The 20,760-nt window shown below is 68.1% G+C and carries 15 protein-coding genes; 6 read left to right on the top strand and 9 right to left on the bottom strand.

All coding sequences use genetic code 11. From position 1 onward, the window contains the following. Positions 1-11: 11 nt before the first annotated feature. From LF63_RS08820 to LF63_RS08800, 5 genes are all read right to left on the bottom strand, one after another. Positions 12-1,769: a vWA domain-containing protein gene (locus LF63_RS08820; protein WP_052394876.1), complete on the bottom strand. Its 1,758-nt coding sequence runs from the start codon at positions 1,767-1,769 to the stop codon at positions 12-14. A gap of 177 nt (positions 1,770-1,946) precedes the next feature. After that, positions 1,947-3,335, bottom strand: a complete 1,389-nt coding sequence (locus LF63_RS08815) for an aldehyde dehydrogenase family protein (RefSeq protein ID WP_052395220.1) — start codon at positions 3,333-3,335, stop codon at positions 1,947-1,949. A gap of 113 nt (positions 3,336-3,448) precedes the next feature. Continuing rightward, positions 3,449-5,098 (bottom strand): acetolactate synthase large subunit, encoded by a 1,650-nt coding sequence (locus tag LF63_RS08810; protein WP_043101089.1) that lies wholly within the window; start codon positions 5,096-5,098, stop codon positions 3,449-3,451. A gap of 64 nt (positions 5,099-5,162) precedes the next feature. Then, positions 5,163-6,512: an exodeoxyribonuclease VII large subunit gene (xseA, locus tag LF63_RS08805; RefSeq protein WP_043101087.1), complete on the bottom strand. Its 1,350-nt coding sequence runs from the start codon at positions 6,510-6,512 to the stop codon at positions 5,163-5,165. A 37-nt stretch (positions 6,513-6,549) separates the two neighbouring features. Next, positions 6,550-8,022 carry a phospholipase D-like domain-containing protein gene (locus tag LF63_RS08800; protein ID WP_043101086.1) on the bottom strand — a complete coding sequence of 491 codons (1,473 nt, stop codon included), beginning with the start codon at positions 8,020-8,022 and terminating at the stop codon, positions 6,550-6,552. Positions 8,023-8,159: 137 nt separating this feature from the next. On the opposite strand from LF63_RS08800, the gene LF63_RS08795 reads away from it, so the two are divergent. From LF63_RS08795 to LF63_RS08780, 4 genes are all read left to right on the top strand, one after another. Further along, positions 8,160-10,349 (top strand): acetyl-CoA hydrolase/transferase C-terminal domain-containing protein, encoded by a 2,190-nt coding sequence (locus LF63_RS08795; RefSeq protein ID WP_043101084.1) that lies wholly within the window; start codon positions 8,160-8,162, stop codon positions 10,347-10,349. A 544-nt stretch (positions 10,350-10,893) separates the two neighbouring features. Next, a complete protein-coding gene (ispG, locus tag LF63_RS08790; RefSeq protein ID WP_052394875.1) occupies positions 10,894-12,165 on the top strand; it encodes a flavodoxin-dependent (E)-4-hydroxy-3-methylbut-2-enyl-diphosphate synthase in 1,272 nt (423 codons plus the stop codon). A gap of 12 nt (positions 12,166-12,177) precedes the next feature. Then, positions 12,178-12,846: a class I SAM-dependent methyltransferase gene (locus tag LF63_RS08785; protein WP_043101082.1), complete on the top strand. Its 669-nt coding sequence runs from the start codon at positions 12,178-12,180 to the stop codon at positions 12,844-12,846. Positions 12,847-12,947: 101 nt separating this feature from the next. Beyond that, positions 12,948-13,370, top strand: a complete 423-nt coding sequence (locus LF63_RS08780; protein ID WP_152569300.1) for a hypothetical protein — start codon at positions 12,948-12,950, stop codon at positions 13,368-13,370. Between the two features lie 12 nt (positions 13,371-13,382). Here the strand turns inward: LF63_RS08780 and aat are convergent, their stop codons facing one another. From aat to trxB, 4 genes are all read right to left on the bottom strand, one after another. Then, positions 13,383-14,147, bottom strand: a complete 765-nt coding sequence (gene aat / locus LF63_RS08775) for a leucyl/phenylalanyl-tRNA--protein transferase (protein ID WP_052394874.1) — start codon at positions 14,145-14,147, stop codon at positions 13,383-13,385. Positions 14,148-14,184: 37 nt separating this feature from the next. Beyond that, positions 14,185-14,601, bottom strand: coding sequence for a TIGR03067 domain-containing protein (locus LF63_RS08770; RefSeq protein ID WP_200877542.1), 417 nt, complete (start codon positions 14,599-14,601; stop codon positions 14,185-14,187). 33 nt (positions 14,602-14,634) lie between these two features. Beyond that, the gene (locus tag LF63_RS08765) at positions 14,635-15,768 is read right to left on the bottom strand and encodes a GNAT family N-acetyltransferase (RefSeq protein ID WP_043101079.1); all 1,134 of its coding nucleotides are present in this window, start codon (positions 15,766-15,768) and stop codon (positions 14,635-14,637) included. Positions 15,769-15,831: 63 nt separating this feature from the next. Further along, on the bottom strand, positions 15,832-16,794 hold the full coding sequence (gene trxB, locus LF63_RS08760) for a thioredoxin-disulfide reductase (protein ID WP_043101077.1): 963 nt from the start codon (positions 16,792-16,794) through the stop codon (positions 15,832-15,834). 239 nt (positions 16,795-17,033) lie between these two features. Here trxB and LF63_RS08755 point away from each other — a divergent pair, with 239 nt between their 5' ends. Together LF63_RS08755 and LF63_RS08750 are read left to right on the top strand one after the other, a co-directional pair. After that, on the top strand, positions 17,034-18,098 hold the full coding sequence (locus tag LF63_RS08755; RefSeq protein ID WP_043101075.1) for an alanine dehydrogenase: 1,065 nt from the start codon (positions 17,034-17,036) through the stop codon (positions 18,096-18,098). 233 nt (positions 18,099-18,331) lie between these two features. After that, positions 18,332-20,725, top strand: coding sequence for a DNA translocase FtsK (locus LF63_RS08750; protein WP_043101073.1), 2,394 nt, complete (start codon positions 18,332-18,334; stop codon positions 20,723-20,725). Positions 20,726-20,760: the final 35 nt, after the last annotated feature.

Genomic DNA, 20,760 nt, shown 5'->3' with positions numbered 1-20,760 from the left:
GGCATCCGCTCCTAGCGATACATGGTCGCGGTTCGGTCGGCGCCGGAATCCGCGCCTGGCGGCGTGGCTGCGGCGGTCTGCAGACCTTCGGCCAGCTCGACCAGGCGCACGAAGCCGGCGCGGTCGCCGCGCGGGTCGTCGCCGCGTGCGGCGCGGGCGAGCGCGGCGATGTCATGGAGCGTGTAGCCATCCAGTTCCTTGCCGCCGCGCAGCGCGTCGGCGAAGGCGGCCACGGCGGCGGCGAAGCGCATCCGCTGGCTGGCCCGTGCGTGCACGTCGCGGTCGGTGATAGGACGCTCGATCAGGCGACTGCGGGTCTGCTCCGGCTGCTTGTAGCGCAGGCGCAGCCAGGCGATCTCGCGGCTGCTGGCGCGCGTTTCGCGGTCCTGCGGCGCGTAGCGCAGCGGGTCGATGCGCGCGGCCGAACTGCCGGCCGGCGTGATCTCGTACAGCGCGGTGACGTTGGCGCCGGCGCCGATGTCGCCAGCGTCGACCTGGTCGTTGTTGAAGTCTTCGCGGCGCAGCTTGCGCTTCACGTAGCCGATCAGACGGTACTCGGACACGCGCGCCGGGTTGAACTCGATCTGCACCTTCACGTCCTTGGCGATGGTCAGCAGGGTCTGCGCCATCTCGTCGACCAGCACGCGTCGGCCTTCGTCGAGCGAGTCGATGTAGTGATGACTACCGTTGCCAGCGTCGGCCAGGCGCACGGCCATGGCGTCGTTGTAGTTGCCGCTGCCGAAGCCGAGCGTGCTCAACGCGATGCCGCTGCGGCGCTTGTCGGCGATTTCGTCGGTCAGTGCCTGGATGCCGGTCTGGCCGACGTTGAAGTCGCCGTCGGTGGCCAGGATCACCCGGTTCACGCCGCCCTGGATGAAGCCCTGGCGTGCTTGCGCGTAGGCCAGTTCGATGCCGGCCTGGCCGTTGGTCGATCCGCCCGGCTGCATGGCGTCGATGGCGGCGAGAATGCGCGCGTGCTGGTCGCCGGGCGTGGAGGGCAGTGCGATGCCGGCGCTGCCGGCGTAGGTGACCAGGGCGACGCGGTCGCGATGACGCAGCTTCGGCACGACCTGGCGCAGCGAGGCCTTCAGCAGCGGCAGCTTGTCGGCGCTCATCATCGAGCCCGAGGTATCGATCAGGAACACCAGGTTCGCCGCCGGAATATCCTGCGCCGGCACGCGATAGCCCTGCACGCCGACCAGCAGCAACTGGCGCTTCGGATTCCACGGCGCGGGCGCGACTTCGGTGGTCACGCTGAACGGCTGGCTGCGGTTCTTCGGCGGCGCGTAGCCGTAGTCGAAGTAGTTGATGAATTCCTCGGCGCGCACCGCATCGCCGGGCGGCAGTTGGCCCTGTTCGATCATGCGGCGCACGTTGGTGTACGAGCCGGTGTCGACGTCCAGACCGAAGGTCGAGACCGGATGCTCGGCGACGCGCTGCACGGGGTTGTCCTCGTAGTGCGCGTAGTGTTCGCGGTCCTGCGTGGCGGGCGGCTGCCAGCCGTAGGCGGGTTGGACCGCCATCGATGCGCGTCCCTGCATGCCGGACGGCATCGGTGCGGCAAGCGCGATGGCATCCGCTTGCCGCTCGGCCACGGGCGGCGGCGGAGGTGGCGTCACGATACCGGCCATCTTGGCGGCGGGCGAAGTGGGTTGGGGCTGTACGGTCTTGTCGCGCTCCGTGGCGGACGGCGCGCGGGTGGTCGAGCAGCCGGTCAGCACGACCAGCAGGGCAGTCAGCAGCAGGTAGAGCATCGATTTCGCGTTCATGGCGCATGCCTCCGGTGAAGGTCATGGGGTGGAACGCACGACGCGGCGGAACGGGGTTAATCGCGATGTGCCCGCGCAAGGCATGCGGCCGGGGAACGGTCAGGTGATCGAGCCGGGCACAAAAAACCGGCGCGCCGCGAAGGGTGCGCCGGTCGGCGTGATACCTGCGCGTCGCCCTCAGGCGTCGCGGATGACCATCAGGCGCAGCTCGCTCATGTCCTCGATGGCGTACTTGATGCCTTCGCGGCCCAGACCGGAGCGCTTGATGCCGCCGTAGGGCATGTTGTCGACGCGGAAGCTGGGGATGTCGCCGATCACCACGCCGCCCTGTTCGAGGCGGTCCCAGGCGCGCATGGTGCGGGTCAGGTCGTTGGTGAACACGCCCGCCTGCAGGCCGTAGTCGGAATCGTTGACGCGGTCGATGGCCTTGTCGAAGTCCTTGAAGGGTTCGAGCAGGGCGACCGGGCCGAAGGCTTCCTCGCGGCTGACCTTGGCGTCGTGCGGCACGTTTTCCAGCACGGTGGCGTCGAGCATGCTGCCGTTGCGCTTGCCGCCGCACAGCACCTTGGCGCCGCGCTCCTTGGCTTCGTTGATCCAGCCGTGCAGACGCTCGGCGGCGTCCTCGGTGATCATCGGACCGAGGAAGGTGTCCTTTTTCTTCGGGTCGCCGGCTTTCAGCTTCTTGGTCTTGGCGACGAACGCGCGCTTGAGCCGGTCGTAGATCGACTCGTGCACCAGGATGCGCTGCACGCCGATGCAGCTCTGACCGGACTGGTAGAACGCGCCGAAGATCAGGCGGTCGACGACGAAGTCGAGGCGGTCGGCCTGGTCGGCATCGACGATGCAGGCGGCGTTGCCGCCCAGTTCCAGCACGACTTTCTTGCGGCCGGCCTTGGCCTTCAGGTCCCAGCCGATCTGGCCGCCGGTGAACGACAGCAGCTTCAGGCGCTCGTCCTCGACGAACGGCGCGGCCTTGCCGCCGGTGACCGGCAGCACCGAGAACGCGCCCTTGGGCAGGTCGGTCTCGGCCAGCACCTCACCGATGATGAGCGCGCCAACCGGCGTCTTCTCCGACGGCTTGAGCACGAACGGGCAGCCCGCGGCGATGGCCGGCGCGACCTTGTGCGCGACCAGGTTGAGCGGGAAGTTGAACGGCGTGATCAACGACACCGCACCCAGCGGCATGCGCTTGGTGAAACCGCGATAGCCCTTGGCGCGTTCGGAGATTTCCAGATTGATGACTTCGCCGCCGATCTGCGGCGCCAGTTCCGCGGCGATGCGGAAGGTATCGATCAGGCGCGTGACTTCGCCCTTGGCATCGTTGATCGGCTTGCCGGCCTCGATGCACAGCGCCTTGGCCAGTTCGTCACTGCGTTCGGTCATGCGTTTCACGCAATGGTTGAGCACGGCCTGGCGCTGGTAGGGCTTGAAGTCGCGCATCGGTTGCTCGGCCTTCACTGCGGCGGCGATGGCCTTCTCGATGGCCTTGTCGTCGGGCAGGGCGACGCGCGTGGCGATGCGGCCGGAGAACTTGTCGCGGACTTCCAGATCCGCGTTCGGCTGCATCGGTTTGTTGGCGAGATAGTAGGGGTAGCGTTTCTGCACGGGGAACCTCCTTGAATGCAAAACGGGGAAGGCGTTGCGATGGCGCGCGGCGAGTGGGGGCGCGCGCCGCGAGGTCAGGCCTTGAGCTTGGCCGAGCGTTTCTTGATTTCTTCGTCGAGCACGGCGTGGTTGACCGAGTAGTCGATGGCCAGGTCGACGACGTGCACGCCGCCTTCGCGGAACGCGCGTTCGAGCGTCGGCGCGAACGCGTCGGCGCTGGCCGGGCGGTGACCCTTGGCACCGTGGGCTTCGGCGAAGGCGACGAAGTCGGGGTTGCCGAACTCCATGCCGTATTCGTCGAAGCCCATGTCGGCCTGCTTCCAGCGGATCATGCCGAAGCCGTTGTCCTGCAGGATCAGGATCACCAGGTCCAGCTTCAGGCGCACGGCGGTCTCCAGCTCCTGCGCGTTCATCATGAAGCCGCCGTCGCCGCAGATCGCCATCACGCGGCGATCCGGGTGCACCATCTTCGCGGCCATCGCCGAGGGCAGGCCGGCGCCCATCGAGGCCAGCGCGTTGTCGAGCAGGATGGTGTTGGACTGACGCGCACGGTAGTAGCGCGCGAACCAGATCTTGTACATGCCGTTGTCGAGACAAATGATGCCGTCGTCCGGCATGACCTTGCGCACGTCGTCGACGATGCGCACCGGATGTACCGGGAAGCGGTCGTCGTCGCGATGCTCGACGAGCTGCTTGTTGAAGGCGTCGCGCACGGTGTCGAAGAAGCTGAAGTCCCAGCGTTTCTGCGGCTCCAGCGCTTCGGTCAGGCGCTCGACGGTGTGCGCGATGTCGCCGACCACCTCGATCTGCGGGAAGTACACCGCGTCGACCTCGGCCGAGGAGAAGTTGATGTGGATGACGGTGCGCTTGCCGCGGCGCATGAAGAACGGCGGCTTCTCCACCACGTCGTGGCCGACGTTGATGATGGTGTCGGCGGCGTCGATGGCGCGATGCACGAAGTCGCCGTCGGACAGCGCCGCGTTGCCCAGCCACAGCGGGTGTTCCTCGTCGACCACGCCCTTGCCCATCTGCGTGGTGAAGAAGGGAATCGACAGCTTGTCGACGAAGGCGCGCAGGGCCTTGGCCGTGCGTTGGCGGTTGCCGCCGGCACCGATCATCAGGACCGGGTGCCTGGCCTGGGTGATCGCTTCGGCGGCTTGCACCAGTGCGGCCTCGTCGGCGGACGGACGGCGCGCGTATTCGGTCGGCAGCAGGATCGGATCGTCGACGTCGTCGCGGGCGACGTCCTCGGGCAGTTCCAGATGCACCGCGCCGGGGCGTTCTTCCTCGGCCTGGCGGAAGGCTTCGCGGATGCGCGCGGGGATGGTCTGGCCGGACACGATCTGCGTCGTGTACTTGGTCAGCGGATGCATCATGTCGACCACATCGACCAACTGGAACATGCCCTGTTTGTGCAGCCGGATCGGCTTCTGGCCGGTCAGCATCAGCATCGGCATCGCGCCGAGCTGGGCGTAAGCGGCGGCGGTGACCAGGTTGGTCGCGCCGGGGCCGAGCGTGGACATGGCCACGCCGGCCTGGCCGGTCAGGCGGCCGTAGGTGGCGGCCATGAAACCGGCGGCCTGCTCGTGGCGGGTGACCACGAGACGGATCGAGGAATCACGAAGCGATTCGACGATGTCCAGGTTCTCTTCGCCGGGAACGCCGAAGATGCACTGGACGCCTTCAGCTTCCAGCGCTTTGACAAACAGGTCCGAGGCTTTCACGCGCGCTCCTTTCCGGAGGAATCCGGAGGACGGCGTCCGGCCCGGATCGTGCCGGGCGCCAGGGTTACTTGGGGATGTGCTTCACAGGCAATATGCCGTCGCGAAGTCGAACTTCAAGTGTGGCATCCGGCCCCACACTCTGCACTGAACGCACCGTCTTGCCGTGTTCGTCGAACACGATCGCGTAGCCGCGGTCGAGGGTGGCGAGTGGGCTGACGGCATGCAGCGCGCGGCGCATCGAAGCGCATTCGCGTTGCACGTTGTCCAGGCGATGCGCGATGCCGGCGCGCAGTCGTCGATGCTGTTCGCGCAGGTGCTGTTCGAGCAACGCAACGCGATGCCGCGGATGCTGGTTGCGCAGGCGCAGCGTGTCGTGTTCCAGGCGCTGCTCGGACGCGCGCAGCATGCGTTGCATGCACTGCGTCATGCGCGTGCGGGCGGCGTGCAAACGTTCCTGTCCCTGCGCCAGGCGTGCCTGCGGTCGTTGCGTTTGCAGGCGCGTCATCGCGTGATCGAGACGCTGCGTGGCGGTCTGCAGGCGACGTTCCAGCAGCGAGTGCAGGCGCTCGCGCTGGCGCCGCAGATCCTGCAGCAGCTCGGTGCGGTCCGGCACCAGCAGCTCGGCCGCGGCCGAGGGCGTCGGTGCGCGCAGATCGGCGACGAAGTCGGCGATACTGAAGTCCACTTCATGTCCGACGGCGGACACCACCGGCACCGCGCTGGCGTGGATGGCGCGCGCCACGGCTTCGTCGTTGAAGGCCATCAGATCTTCCAGCGAGCCGCCGCCGCGCGTCAGCAGCAGCACGTCGTAACGTGCACTGGCGGACGCTTTGCGCAGCATGGCTTCGATGGCCGGCGGCGCTTCGCGGCCCTGCACCGGCACGGGTAACACGTCGACGCTTGCCAGGGGGAATCGGCGTTCGAGCACGCTGAGCACATCGTGGATGGCGGCGCCGCTGGCCGAGGTGATGACGCCGATGCGCCGCGCGAATCGCGGCAATGGACGTTTGCGCTCCTCGGCGAACAGGCCTTCGGCCTGCAACTTCGCCTTCAGCTCCTCGAAAGCCCGGCGCAGCGCGCCTTCGCCGGCTTCCTCCATGTGATCGACGATCAGCTGGTAGTCGCCGCGGGGCGCGTACAGGCTGACGCGGGCGCGCATCAACACGTGCATGCCGGCTTCCGGACGGAACTTCAGCCAGGTGCTCTTGGGTTTGAACATGGCGCCGCGGATCTGTGCGCCGGCGTCCTTCAAGGTGAAGTAGAGGTGGCCGGAGGCGGGACGCGCGACGTTGGACAGTTCGCCTTCGATCCAGATACGCGGCAGCGCGTCTTCCAGCAGATCGCGCACCAGTTGGTTCAGCGCCGTGGGCGTGAGGATTTCGGTGGCGGAACCGGGGCGGTCGACGGCGGGCATGCGGGAATTCGGGCGGTGAGGCGACGGGGCGCTCACCCTAGCATGCGGGATCGTCGTCGGCGTCGATCTGCTGTTCGCGTCGGCGACGCCGGTGCAGACGCGCACCGCGCGCGGCCAGACCGAGGCCGAGCCACAACACGATCACGGCCATCGGCCAGCCAAGGATCGCCGGCCACACCAGCGTCAGCGCACCGAGCAGCAACAGCACCACGGCGCCGACAACCAGCGGCGTGGCCTCGGCGCTGCCCAGCACGCGTCGTTCGGTCAGCGCCGCGCCGACGGTGTTAGCCAGACGCAGGCCGGCGGCGGCGGCGCGGCTGGAACTGCCGCCGGGGCGGCGCGGACGGCGCGGTCGTTCCGACTGCTGATGCACGCGGGTGCCGCGACGGCGGCGGCGCGGCGCCAGCACGATTTCGGTGGCGTTCTCCAGATCCTGTTCGTAGCGCAGCTGCATTTGCGCGGCGAACGCGTCGTCCTCGACGGCGACATCGATTTCGCAGTTGCCCAGCCAACTGGCGAGATTGAGGTTGGACGAGCCGACCCGCGCCCACTGGCCGTCGGCGACGGCGGTCTTGGCGTGCAGCATCGAGCCGTTCCACTCGAACACGCGCACGCCGGCTTCCAGCAGCGGCCGGTAGCCGGCGCGCGAGAATCCGGCGACGACGGGAATGTCGCTCGACCCCGGCACCAGCAGGCGCACGTCGACGCCATCGCGCGCGGCCGCGGCCAACTGCTGCACGTAGGGCGCGATGCCGACGAAGTAGGCGTCGGTCAACCACAGCGTCTCGCGCGCCATGCCGGCGATGGTCTGGTCCAGACGATAGACGCCGGCGGTGGCCGGGCGCGTGGCGATGATGCGCACGCTGGTGTCGCCGGCGCGCGCGATGTGCTCGGCATCGTCGAGCAGGGTCTCGTCGAGCGGCACGCCTAGCGTGCGCCAGTTGTCGGCGAAGGCACATTGCAGGGCAGCCAGCGCCGGGCCGTGCAGGGCCACGCCGGTATCGCGCCAGGGCGGCACGTTGCGTTCCGGCTTGCCCAGCCATTTCTCGCTGATGCACACGCCGGAAAGAAAGCCGATGCGGTCGTCGATGCACAGCATCTTGCGGTGATCGCGGCTGAGCATGGCGATGGGGCGGGTCAGCTGCGGCGGCGCGTACACGCGGACCTGACCGCCGGCCTGGATCAGCGGACGCCAGAACGCGGCGCGCGACTGACCGACGCAGCCGAGCCAGTCGCGGATCACGTGCACGGCGACGCCGGCGCGCGCGCGCTCGACCAGCGCGTCGCGTAGATCTCGGCCGATGCGGTCGTCGCGGATGATGTAGTTCTCCAGCAGGATCGAGCGCTGCGCGCGGCCGATGGCGTCGAGCCAGGCATCGAAGTGCGCGGCGGCGTCGATCAGCAGTTCGATGCGGTTGCCGTCGATGCGTTCGGCGCCGGCGGCGCGACTGAAGGCGCGCTCGGCCAGATGGCGCACGGCGGTGGCGGCGGCAAAGCGGGCGTTCGACATGTGTCGAGTTTAGCGCGAGCCGGGCGGCATGCCTGCCCTGACGCGCACAGGCGTCCGGTCCGGGTTCAGCCGCGCGCGACGGCTTGAACGTCCATGGCGACATGCCATGATGGGCGCCCCGCGAACGGATCACGCCGATGACCCAGCCCGAGACCGTCGAAGCCGTCGATGTCTGCGTCGAACGCATCCTGCAGCGCTGCGGTGCTGCGCTGCGCGTGGCGACGCCGCTGGGACTGGGCAAGCCGAACGGCCTGCTCAACGCGTTGTACCGGCACGCGCAGCGCGAGTCGAACTTCTCGCTGACGCTGTTCACGGCGCTGTCGCTGACCCGGCCCGCGGCGGGCGAGGGGTTGCAGGCGCGGTTCCTGAAACCGTTCCTATCGCGCCACTTCGGCGACGACTACGTCGATCCGGCCTACGCTGTCGACATGCGCCGCGGGCGGCTGCCCGGCAACGTGCGCGTGCACGAGTTCTATCTGCAGTCCGGCGCCTACCTGCAGGCGGACGGCGTGCAGCGCGACTACATCAGTCAGAACTACACCCACGTCGCGCGCGATCTGGTCAAGCGCGACATCAACCTGATCGTGCAGCTGGTCGCGGTGCGCAAGAGCGGCGACGGCGTGCGCATCAGCCTGGGCAGCAATCCCGACGTGACGCTGGATCTGCTGGATCGCCTCGAAGCGGCCGGTCTGCCGCGACCGATGCTGGTCGCGGTGGAGCATCCGGACATGCCGTTCACCGGCGGCGGCGCGGAAGTGTCCGCCTCGATGTTCGACGTGCTGCTGCGCGAGGCCGCACCGCAGCCGCGCCTGTTTGCGTTGCCGCGCGAACCGGTCGACGACACCGAGTACGCGATCGGCCTGCATGCCAGCGGTCTGGTGCGCGACGGCGGCACGCTGCAGATCGGCATCGGTTCGTTGTCCGATGCGCTGGTGCATGCGCTGACCCTGCGTCAGCGCGAGAACGCGCGCTACCGCGCCATGCACGAAGCGCTCGATCCACACGGCGCACATCATGCGCTGGCGCAGGAACTGGGTGGTCTGGCGCCGTTCTCGTTCGGCCTGTACGGCGCCAGCGAAATGGTCATGGACGGTTTCATGCATTTGCATCGGGCCGGCATTCTCGGACGCCGCACCTACGACGACATGGCGCTGGAGCAGGCGGTGGCCGACGGGCGCATCGCTTCGCCACTGCCGGCGCATGCCGCCGAGACCCTGTACGCCACCGGCGTGCTGCCCGAGACCGTCGACGCCAAGCAGATGGCGCGCCTGAAGCGTTTCGGTCTGCTGCCGGAAGAAGCCGCGTTGAGGACGGACGAGATTGCCTGTCCGGATGGCCGTCGGTTGCCGTGCCGACTCGACAGCGCTCAGGCGCGCGCCGCGTGGAGCGCGATGCTGGAAGGGCGCGCGTTGCGTGACGGGCGTTATCTGCGCGGCGCGTTCTTTCTCGGGTCGCACGATTTCTACACCTGGCTGCGCGAGCTCGACGGCGAGGACTGGTCGGGCCTGGACATGACCCGCGTGTCCGACGTCAATCAGCTGTACGGCGGTCGCGAGCGACTCGACGCGCTGCAGCGCCGCGACGCGCGCTTCTTCAACATCTGCATGATGGCGACGCCGCTGGGCGCGGTGGTGTCCGATGCGTTGGAGGATGGCCGCGTGGTCAGCGGCGTGGGCGGGCAGTACAACTTCGTGGCGATGGCGCATGCGCTCGACGACGGCCGCTCGGCGCTGATGCTGCGCAGCACGCGCACGGCGCATGGGCGCGTGCATTCCAACATCCGCTGGAACTACGGACACACCACGATTCCGCGTCATTTGCGCGATCTGGTCATCACCGAATACGGCGTGGCGGACCTGCGCGGTCGCTCGGACGAGGATTGCGTGCGCGCCATGCTGGCGATCAGCGATGCGCGCTTTGTCGACGGCTTGGTGGCCGAGGCGCAGGACGCGGGCAAGCTGCCTGGGGATTTTCGCGTGCCCGACGCCTGGCGCGCCAACACGCCCGAACATCTGCGCGCCGCGTTGCAACCGTTCCACGCCGATGGCCTGTTGCCCACCTTCCCGCTGGGCAGCGATTTCACCGAGGTCGAACAGCGCCTGTTGCCGGCGCTGGGCTGGCTGCGCGATCACGCCGAGGGCTGGGGCCGCCGTCTGCGCCTGCTCGCCGCGCTGCTGGCACCGGGCAAGGCCGTGGCCGGCGAGACCGAAGCGCTTCAGCGCATGGGATTCGGGCCGGTTCGCGGCATCGGTGAACGCCTGCAGCGGCGGTTGTTGCGTACGGCGTTGCGGCGAGGCGGCCGGGATTCGGTTTCCGGTACGGAATGAGGCGCTGGATTCCTGCTTGCGCAGGAAGGACGGACTTTTTTTGTGGATGCACGGCGGAGAGCCGTCGCTGGGACGTATGCGGCGAGGGTTCGGGGTGCTGCGCGAGGCGCTGGATTTCTGCTTTTTGCAGGAATGACCGGTTTGTGGATGTTCGCGGCGAGTCGCTGCAGGGCCGGGCGCGGCGAGGATGGGGCGCGTTGCGCAAGGCGCTGGGTTCCCGCTTGCGCAGAAAGGGCGGATTCTCGTGGATGTCCGCGGAGGCCTGCGTGAGGGCATGTGCGCGAGGGTAGGCGCGTGCTGCACCCGGTAGTCGTTGCTGCTTGCGCTGGAATGACGTGGGCGGTTCAGTCGCAGGCCCGTTTTCCGCGACCGACGCCGTCAGCTGCATCGGGACGTCATCCCGGCGAAAGCCGGGACCCCGCGCCGGTCTTGCGACAAGTGTCCAGCGCGGACAGGATTTCCGGATTGCCGCAGGCATCCGGGGGCGATCGGACGCGTCGCCGCATCGGTTATCCTAAGCGTCCTCGCACACCTCGATCCGACCATGTCCGCCGTCCCCAACGCTTCCACCGAACTGTCGCCCCGCAACGCCGAGTCCGAACCGCGCCGACGCAGCGTGGGTGTGCGCATCGGTTCCGTCGAGGTCGGCGGCGGCGCGCCGGTGGTGGTGCAGTCGATGACCAACACCGACACCGCCGACGTGCTGGGCACGGCGAAGCAGGTGGCGGAACTGGCGCGCGCCGGTTCGGAGCTGGTGCGCATCACGGTGAACAATCCCGAGGCTGCCGCCGCGGTGCCGCGCATCCGCGAGCGTCTGGACATGATGGGCGTGTCCGCGCCGCTGGTCGGCGATTTCCACTACAACGGCCACCAGTTGCTGGAGGCCGAGCCGGCCTGCGCCGAAGCGCTGGCGAAGTACCGCATCAACCCGGGCAATGTCGGTTTCGGCAAGAAGAAGGACACGCAGTTCGCCGCCATCATCGAGAAGGCGCTGCAGTACGACAAGCCGGTGCGCATCGGCGCCAACTGGGGTTCGCTGGACCAGTCCATGGTGGCCGCGCTGATGGACGAGAACCACCAGCGCGCGAAGCCGTGGGACGCCGCACACGTGGCGCGCGAGGCGCTGATCCGCTCGGCGCTCGATTCGGCCGCACGCGCCGAGGAACTCGGCCTGGCGCGCGATCGCATCATCCTGTCGGCCAAGGTGTCCGGGGTGCAGGAGCTGATCGCCGTCTATCGCGATCTGGCTGCGCGTTCGGACTATGCGCTGCACCTCGGGCTGACCGAGGCCGGCATGGGCTCGAAGGGCATCGTCGCTTCCAGCGCTGCGCTGGCGGTGCTGTTGCAGGAAGGCATCGGCGACACCATCCGCATCTCGCTGACGCCGGAACCGGGGCAGTCGCGCACGCAGGAAGTCATCGTCGCGCAGGAGCTGCTGCAGACCATGGGCCTGCGCGCGTTCACGCCGCTGGTCACGGCCTGTCCGGGGTGCGGACGCACCACCAGCACGGTGTTCCAGGAGCTGGCCATGGCCGTGCAGGAGCATGTGCGCGCGAAGATGCCGGAATGGCGCGTGAAGTACGACGGCGTCGAGAACATGACGCTGGCGGTGATGGGTTGCGTGGTCAACGGGCCGGGCGAATCCAAGCACGCCAACATCGGCATTTCGCTGCCGGGCACGGGCGAGGCGCCGTCGGCGCCGGTGTTCGTCGACGGCAAGAAGACCGTGACCCTGCGCGGCGAAGGCATCGCGCAGGAATTCATCGGCATCGTCGAGAATTACATCGGCACGCACTACGCCGCGCGCGGCGACTGACGCCCGCGGCGCATGGATCGCGAAACCCGCATTCGCGCCCTCTGGGATGCCAACGCGGCTGCCTGGACCGATGCCGTGCGCGGCGGCGGCATCCGCAGTCGGCGCGTGGCCACGGATGCCGCCATCGTCGAGGCCGTGCTGGCGCGGCAGCCGCGTGCGGTGCTGGACGTCGGTTGCGGCGAAGGCTGGCTGGCGCGTGCGCTGGCGCGGGAAGGCGTCGACGTACTCGGCGTGGACGGCGCGCCGGCATTGATCGCGCAGGCGCAGGCGTCCGGGGCGGGGCGGTTCCAGGTCCTGACCCAGGAAGCGCTTGCCGAAGAAGGACTCGATGCGCGTTTCGATGGGGTCGTCTGCAACTTCGCCCTGTTCGGCAAGACCGTGGTCGAGCGGCTGTTCGCACGCATGCCGGACCTGCTGCAGCCGCGCGGCGCGCTGATCGTGCAGACCCTGCATCCAAGCGCCGTCGATGACGAGGGCGCGCGCCGCGATGGCTGGCGCGACGGTTCCTGGCAGGGCTGCGGCGACGGTTTCGGCGAAGCGCCGCCCTGGTACTTCCGCACGCTCGACGGCTGGCGTCAGTTGATCGAGGCCAGCGGCATGCGCCTGATCGAGTACCGCGAACCCTCCGATCCGGCGGACGGCCGACCGCTGTCGCTGTTGCTGATCGCCACGCCGTCCTAGTCGCGGACGGGGCGCGGTTCCGATAGAGTCGATCCGCATCGTGCGCCGCAAGGGCGTTCGCGATGCGAAAACACGATCACGGAATCGGGGGATCAAGGATGTTGAAACGCACGCTCATCGGGCTGGTGCTGCTTGGCGCGTTCCTGCTCTGGCATTTTGGCCGCAACGCGACCATGCCTTCGCTGGCGCTGGAAGCCGCGATGGCGCCGCCAGCCAGCGCCACTTCGGTCACGTTCAAATCGGGTTCCTGGGCCTGCACGGCCGAGGAATTCAAGTTGCAGGTGCACCAGCACCAGCGCTACTACGCAAGCCCGGTGGTGATCCGCATGGCCGGCAACGGGCCGCCGCAGTTCTGTCGCGAGATCAACGCCAACCACGGGTACGCGCTGATCTCGGGGGCAGCCGGGACCGTGCCGTGCCCGGATCACAGCTGTGTCGCGTTCCGTGCCGACGTTCAGCTGAAGGGCCGTACCTACCCCTGGGTGTTGTACGCGCCGAACAGCTTCATCGCATCGACCAACTGACCCGCGCGACGTCTACGGCGCGGCGGCGAGCAGCTCGTCGATGCGGTCGCGGAGCACGGCGTCCGCGGGGATCGTCGGCAGGTTCCGCCAGCGCTGCGCATCGACGGGTGTCGTGGTCAGCGCGCGGACGCTGGCGAGGAAATCCGCACGCGGCCATTCCTCCGCGCCGAGCGCCATCAGGTGCGGATTGCGCACCTGGGCGTCGAGCAGCGGACAGTCCCAGGCGCGCAGCAAGGCGGCGAGCGCGCACAGCGCCAGCTTGGAGCCGCCGCTCTGTGCACTGAACATCGACTCGCCGCAGAACAGTCGCCCCACGGCCACGCCGTACACGCCGCCGGCCAGACGCTCGCCGTCCCAGACTTCCACGCTGTGCGCGTGGCCGAGACGGTGCAGGGTGGTGTAGGCGTCGATCATGGCCGCACAAATCCAGGTGCCGTCCTGGCCGGGGCGCGGTGCGGCGCAGGCTTCGATCACGCTTCTGAAGTCGCGGTTTACGGTGATGCGCCAGTCGTTGCCGGCCAGTTGCCGGCGCAGGCTGCGGTTGGGTCGCAGGCGGTCGGTGCGGAACACGCAGCGCGGATCCGGCGACCACCAAAGGATCGGCTGGCCTTCGCTGAACCACGGGAAGATGCCGTGCCGATAGGCCGCGAGTAGGCGTTCCGGTGCAAGATCGCCGCCGACGGCGAGCAAACCGTCGGGATCGCGCAGCGCCTGCGCGGCCGACGGGAAATGCGGCGGCGAGCCGGGTTCGATGAACGTCAGAGGTACGCGCGTCATGGCTTGGCGATGGTGCCACGATGCAGGCCGTCGCGCTTCAGGCGCGGCGCACGAAGCTGCGCATGGTCAGTCCCTGTGTGGTGCGGAATTGCGTGGGGCGCGCCATGCCCGGATCGGCGGCGATGAACACGAAGCGGTCGTCGTCCAGTCGGTAGCTGGCCAGGATCGGTTGACCGGCCTCTTCGCCGATGGCATCGACCCAGGTGATGGACTTGGGCGTGGTCGTGGCGTCGAGGGTGAAGCGGCCATGCAGCAGGAGGCTTCCGTCCGCAGTGCGTACCTCGAAACGGTGGCCGTCAATCAAGGTGGTGACGTCCGGGCCGCTGTACGTGTCCGGCGGATTGACGATGCCGTTCTCCTCGATGCCGACCTGTATCCATGTGCCCTGCAACAGGGCGAGGTCACGCTCGCAGGCACTCGGAGTATCGCTGCGGTTCTCTTCGTTTGCGTGCACGATCCCACCGGTTCCCGAAGTGAGCGGCGCATTCTACGCTTCGGCGTACGGGCTGTGCGTGCGCAGCTCTTCGGCGTAGTCGCGCATGTCCTCGGCTTCGGCACGCAAGGCGCGCGCCACGGCGGCGCGAAAGCCTTCATGGACCAGGAAATGGCGCGAATGCGTGCGGGTGGGCATGAAGCCGCGCGCCATCTTGTGACGGCCCTGTGCACCCGGCTCGAAGCGCTGCAATCCGTGCGCGATGGCGTGTTCGATGCCGAGGTAGTAGCACAGCTCGAAGTGCAGGCCGGGCAGGTCCACGCGCGCCCCCCAGTAGCGGCCGTACAGGGTGTCCTTGCCGCGCAGGAACAGCGCCATCGCGAGGATGGTTTCGCCGTCGCGCGCCAGGGCGACCTGCACGCCGTCGCCGAGCGAAGCGGCCAGGTGGCGGAAGAAGTCGAGCGTGAGCGCGGCGTGGTTGCCTTTCTCGTCGAAGGTGGCGCAGTACAGTGCGTGAATCTGCGCCCATTCGACCTCGCTCAGCCGATCGCCGGCGACCATCGCGCATTCCAGGCCACTGTCGGCAACCTGGCGGCGTTCGTGGCGGATGTTCTTGCGTTTCTTGTGCTTGAGCGCGGCGAGGAAGTCCTCGAAATCGGCGTAGCCGCGGTTGTGCCAGTGGTACTGGATATCGTGGCGCGGCAGCCAGACGTCGTCGAAGGCGTCCAGGTCGGTGTCGAGCAGAAAGTTGGCGTGCGCCGAGGACAGACCGTGGCGACGAGCTTCCTCGGCGAGTGCGTCGACCAGAGCGCGGCGCAGCGCCGGTGCTTCGTCGCCGTCGGCGACCAGCAGGCGCGGGCCGGGAATGGGCGAGTAGGGCACGCCCAGCAGCAGCTTCGGATAGTAGTCGCCGCCGGCCTGTTCCCAGGCATGCGCCCAGCCCCAGTCGAACACGTATTCGCCGTGCGAGTTGCCTTTCAGGTACACCGGTGCCGCGCCGAGCAGGCGGTCGCCGTCGTGCAGGGTCAGCGGGTGCGACTGCCAGCCCCATTCCGGACGAATGCAGCCGTTGCGTTCCAGCCCGGCGAGGAAGGTATGCGAGACGAACGGGTTCGTCGCGCCGGCCAGCGCATCCCAGGCTGTCGCGTCGATGTCGTCCAGGGAGTCGTGAAAGCGGGCCGTGAGCATGCGGTCAGGATAGCCGGGCCGGCCGGTGCACCGCGATGCGCCGGCCGGCCGGAGCGCGGCGGATCAGCCGTTGAGGTTCTGCTGGTCCAGCCAGCGCTCGGCGTCGAGCGCGGCCATGCAGCCGAAACCGGCGGAGGTGACGGCCTGGCGATAGACCTGGTCGGCCACGTCGCCGGCGGCGAACACGCCCGGCACCGAGGCCATCGTGGCCATGCCGGCCAGACCGCTCTTGATGGTGATATAGCCGTTCTTCATGTCGACCTGGCCGTCGAAGATGCCGGTGTTGGGCGTGTGGCCGATGGCCACGAACATGCCGGTGACTTCGAGGTCGCGGGTGCTGTCGTCCTTGGTACTGCGCACGCGCACGCCGTTGACGCCGCTGTCGTCGCCCAGCACCTCGTCAACGGTGTGCTCCCAGACCATCTCGATCTTGCCCGCGTCGACCTTCTCGAACAGCTTGTCCTGCATGATCTTTTCGGCACGCAGCGAGTCGCGGCGATGCACCAGGTAGACCTTGCGGCAGATGTTGGCCAGGTACAGCGCTTCCTCGACCGCGGTGTTGCCGCCGCCGATGACCGCCACGTCCTGCTCGCGGAAGAAGAAGCCGTCGCAGGTGGCGCAGGCCGACACGCCCTTGCCCTTGAAGTGCTCTTCCGAGGCCAGGCCGAGGTACTTGGCGGTGGCGCCGGTGGTGATGATGAGCGCGTCGCAGGTGTATTCGCCGCTGTCGCCCTTGAGGCGGAACGGACGCTGGGTCAGGTCGGCGGTGTGGATGTGATCGAAGATCATCTCGGTCTTGAAGCGCTCGGCGTGTTCGGCCATGCGCTGCATGAGCTCCGGACCCTGCACGCCGTTCTGGTCGCCGGGCCAGTTGTCGACGTCGGTGGTGGTCATCAGCTGACCGCCCTGTTCGAGGCCGGTGATCATGGTCGGCTTCAGATTGGCTCGGGCGGCGTAGACCGCCGCGGTGTAGCCGGCGGGGCCGGAGCCGAGGATCAGAAGACGGCTGTGCTTGGGGGTGCTCATGTATAATCCTTGGGGTTCGGTACGGCGTGTCTGGTCGTGCCCGCCTGCTCCATTCGGAGCGCTTTCCGCCACGTTTTCACGGTGCCTTCGACGGTACCGCGGCGTTGCGGGCAGGTGCTGCGGAGTGAAACAGAATGGGGAAGGCGGCGCGGCGATTCAAGACGTACCTGTCGGTGCGCAGCGCGAACCCGCGTGGCGCGTCCTTTTTCAGCAGAAGTTCTTGCGAGGTTGTTCGTCCCATGCGTATCGGCATTCCTTCCGAAACCAAGACCCTCGAAGGCCGTGTGGCCCTGGTGCCCGCCGCCGCCGGCGATCTGGTCCGTCGCGGTCATGAGGTCTTCATCCAGTCCGGCGCGGGCGAGAAGAGCGGCTTCTCCGACGAGGCCTACACCCAGGTCGGCGTGCAGATCGCCGCCGATGCCGCGTCGCTGTACGCGGCGGGCGAACTGATCGTCAAGGTCAAGGAGCCGATCGCGGGCGACCTGGAGCATCTGCAGAAGCACCATCTGCTGTTCTGCTACCTGCATCTGGCCGCCGAGCCGGCGCTGACCGAGCGTCTGCTCGAGATCGGCCTGACCGGCGTCGCCTTCGAGTCGGTCGAGGAAAACGGCACGCTGCCGCTGCTGACGCCGATGTCGATCATTGCCGGTCGCATCGCCACCCAGGTCGGCACCACGCTGCTGCACCGCCCGAACGGCGGCAAGGGCAAGCTGCTGGGCGGTCTGGCCTCGGCCGAGCGCGGCAAGGTGGTGGTGCTGGGCGCGGGTGCGGCGGGCGGCGCGTCCGCTTCGCTGGCGGCGCAGGCCGGCGCCAACGTGGTGGTGTTCGACAAGCGCCAGGACCGCATGGCCGAGATGATGGCGCTGGGTCACAACGTCACCGCGCTGTACGCCTACGAGCAGGCCGTGGCCGAGCACGTGGCCGACGCCGACCTGGTCATCGGCGCGGTGCTGATTCCCAGCGCCAAGGCGCCGCGCGTGGTCACCGAGGACATGGTCAAGACCATGGAGAAGGGCAGCGTGCTGGTGGACATCTCCATCGACCAGGGCGGCTGCTTCGAGACTTCCAAGCCGACCACCTGGGCCGAGCCGACCTACGACGTGCACGGCGTGACCCATTTCGCCGTCACCAACATGCCGGGCGCGGTGCAGCAGACCTCCAGCCAGGCCATCTCGGCGGCGATTCTGCCGTACGTGCAGCGGCTTGCGGCCGGCGTCAGCTGGCGCGAGCATGAGCCGCTGCGCGTGGGCATCAACGTCGAGGGCGGCGAGATCGTGCATCCGGCGCTGCGCGCCGACGCCTGAGTCGAAAAGGCCGGTCATCCAGACATCGTTCGTAGGGGGACGTCTGGATGACCGGCGTGTGCCGACCGTCGGTCCGGCCGGGCGGCTTGCTCCGGCCAGACCGTAGTTCCATGGCCCGAGGCGCGATCGGCGCCGGCGAACGCGACGCGGGGCATGTATCGTTACACAGGACGTGCTATAACGTTTCCTGCAATTTCATGCATTTGCCATGATTTCCTGAGGTAATACACCACGTGCCACGCAAGACCAGCGCCAAGGCGAAGACCAAGACGCAGGAACCGGGGAGCGGCCTGAACGAGGACCTTCGCCGGCGCCTGCGCGAGGCTGGCGTGCTGCTGCTGGTGCCAGTGGCGGTGTATCTGCTGGTGTGCCTGTTCAGTTACAGCCCGCAGGACCCCAGCTGGTCGCACGCGGCCGATGCCGGCGACGTGCGCAACTTCGGCGGCATGGTCGGCGCCTGGATCGCCGACCTGCTGCGCTATCTGTTCGGCGTGGTGTCCTACGCTTTCCCGCTGCTGCTGCTGGCGCTCGGGCTCAAGGTGCTGCGTCGCGACGTCGAGGACGTGGTCACCACGCCCTACGAGCCGGCGCTGCGGCTGGTCGGTTTCGTGCTGTTCTTCATTGTCGGTCCGGCGCTGGCGGCGCTGGACTTCAACCGGCAGTGCCCGGTCACGCCGAACGGCATGCCCGCCGCCGGTGCGGATGCGCTGGCGACCTGGGCCTGTCCGGAAGGCTCGGGCGGCGTGCTGGGACGTGCGGTCAGCGGCGGCCTCTATCACGCCTTCGGCAGCGGCACCTCGCTGTTTCTGCTCGCCTTGCTGCTGATCGCGGTGACGCTGGCGACGGGGCTTTCCTGGTTCCGCGTGATGGATACGGTCGGCCGCTGGGTGCTGGCCGCGATGGCCTGGATCGGCGGTCGTCTGCGTCGCGCGCCCGATTACCTTGCTGCTCGCGCCGCGCGCGCCGAGCGCACGGCGGTGAAGAAGGTCGAGGCGGTCAAGCAGGCCCGGCGCGAGCCGATCCGCATCGAACCGATCGAGCCGCGCGTGGAGAAGAGCGAGCGCGCCACGCGCGAATCGCAGATTCCGCTGTTCAAGAGTTCCTCGGCCAAGGGCGAACTGCCGCCGCTGTCGCTGCTGGACGAACCGCCGCCGCAGGGGCCGGGCTACAGCGAGGAAACGCTGGAAGTGTTGTCGCGTCAGGTCGAGCTGAAACTGAAGGACTTCCGCATCGAGGCGCGCGTGGTCGGGGTCTATCCCGGCCCGGTGATCACCCGCTTCGAGCTCGAACCCGCGCCCGGCGTGCGTGGCAGCCAGGTGTCGAACCTGGACAAGGACATCGCCCGCGGCCTGTCCGTGGTCAGCGTGCGCGTGGTCGACGTGATTCCGGGCAAGAACGTGATCGGCCTGGAGATTCCCAACACCAAGCGCGAGATCGTGTATCTGTCCGAGATCCTGCGCTCGAAGGAATACGACGCCGCCAAGAGCGCGTTGTCGCTGGCGCTGGGCAAGAACATCGGCGGCCGGCCGGTGGTCGTGGACCTGGCCAAGATGCCGCATCTGCTGGTCGCCGGTACCACCGGTTCGGGCAAGTCGGTGGCCGTCAACGCGATGGTGCTGTCGCTGCTGTACAAGGCCAGCAAGAACGACGTGCGTCTGATCATGATCGATCCGAAGATGCTGGAACTCTCCGTCTACGAGGGCATTCCGCATCTGCTGGCGCCGGTGGTCACCGACATGAAGGAAGCCGCCAACGCGCTGCGCTGGTGCGTGGCCGAGATGGAGCGCCGCTACAAGCTGATGGCCTCGGTCGGCGTGCGCAATCTGGCCGGCTTCAACAAGAAGGTGGCCGAGGCCGAGAAGAACGGCCAGCCGATTCTCGATCCGCTGTTCCGGCCCAATCCGGAGATGCCGGAGGTGACGGCCGAGCCGCTGCAGACGCTGCCCAACATCGTCGTCATCATCGACGAATTCGCCGACATGATGATGATCGTCGGCAAGAAGGTCGAGGAGCTGATCGCGCGTCTGGCGCAGAAGGCGCGCGCCGCCGGCATTCATCTGATCCTGGCCACGCAGCGCCCGTCGGTGGACGTCATCACCGGTCTCATCAAGGCCAACATCCCGACCCGCATCGCGTTCCAGGTGTCGAGCAAGATCGACTCGCGCACCATCCTCGACCAGTCCGGCGCCGAGACGCTGCTGGGCCACGGCGACATGCTGTACCTGCCGCCCGGTACGGCCACGCCGGACCGCGTGCATGGCGCGTTCGTCGACGATCACGAGGTGCACAGCGTGGTCGAATGGCTGAAGTCGCAGGGCGAGCCGGACTACATCGAGGGTGTGCTGGAAGAAGTGCAGACGCTGGGCGACGGCAAGGTCATCAGCGAATCCGGACTGCCGCAGGACGCCGACGAGGGCGGTGGCGGCGACGCGGTGCTGTACGACAAGGCCGTGGCCATCGTCACGCAGACCCGCCGCGCGTCGATTTCGGGCGTGCAGCGCCATCTGCGCATCGGCTACAACCGCGCCGCACGCCTGATCGAGCAGATGGAGGCCGACGGCGTGGTCAGCGCGCCGCAGCACAACGGCACCCGCGAAGTGCTGGCGCCGCCGCCTCCGCGCGACTGAACGCCCTTCAGCGCGGCTTCAAATCGACTGCATCA

Source organism: Oleiagrimonas soli (assembly GCF_000761445.1).
GTDB classification, from domain to species: Bacteria; Pseudomonadota; Gammaproteobacteria; order Xanthomonadales; family Rhodanobacteraceae; genus Oleiagrimonas; species Oleiagrimonas soli.
Note: the sequence above shows the minus strand (reverse complement) of the source record. Positions and strands in the feature narration are given on the sequence as shown.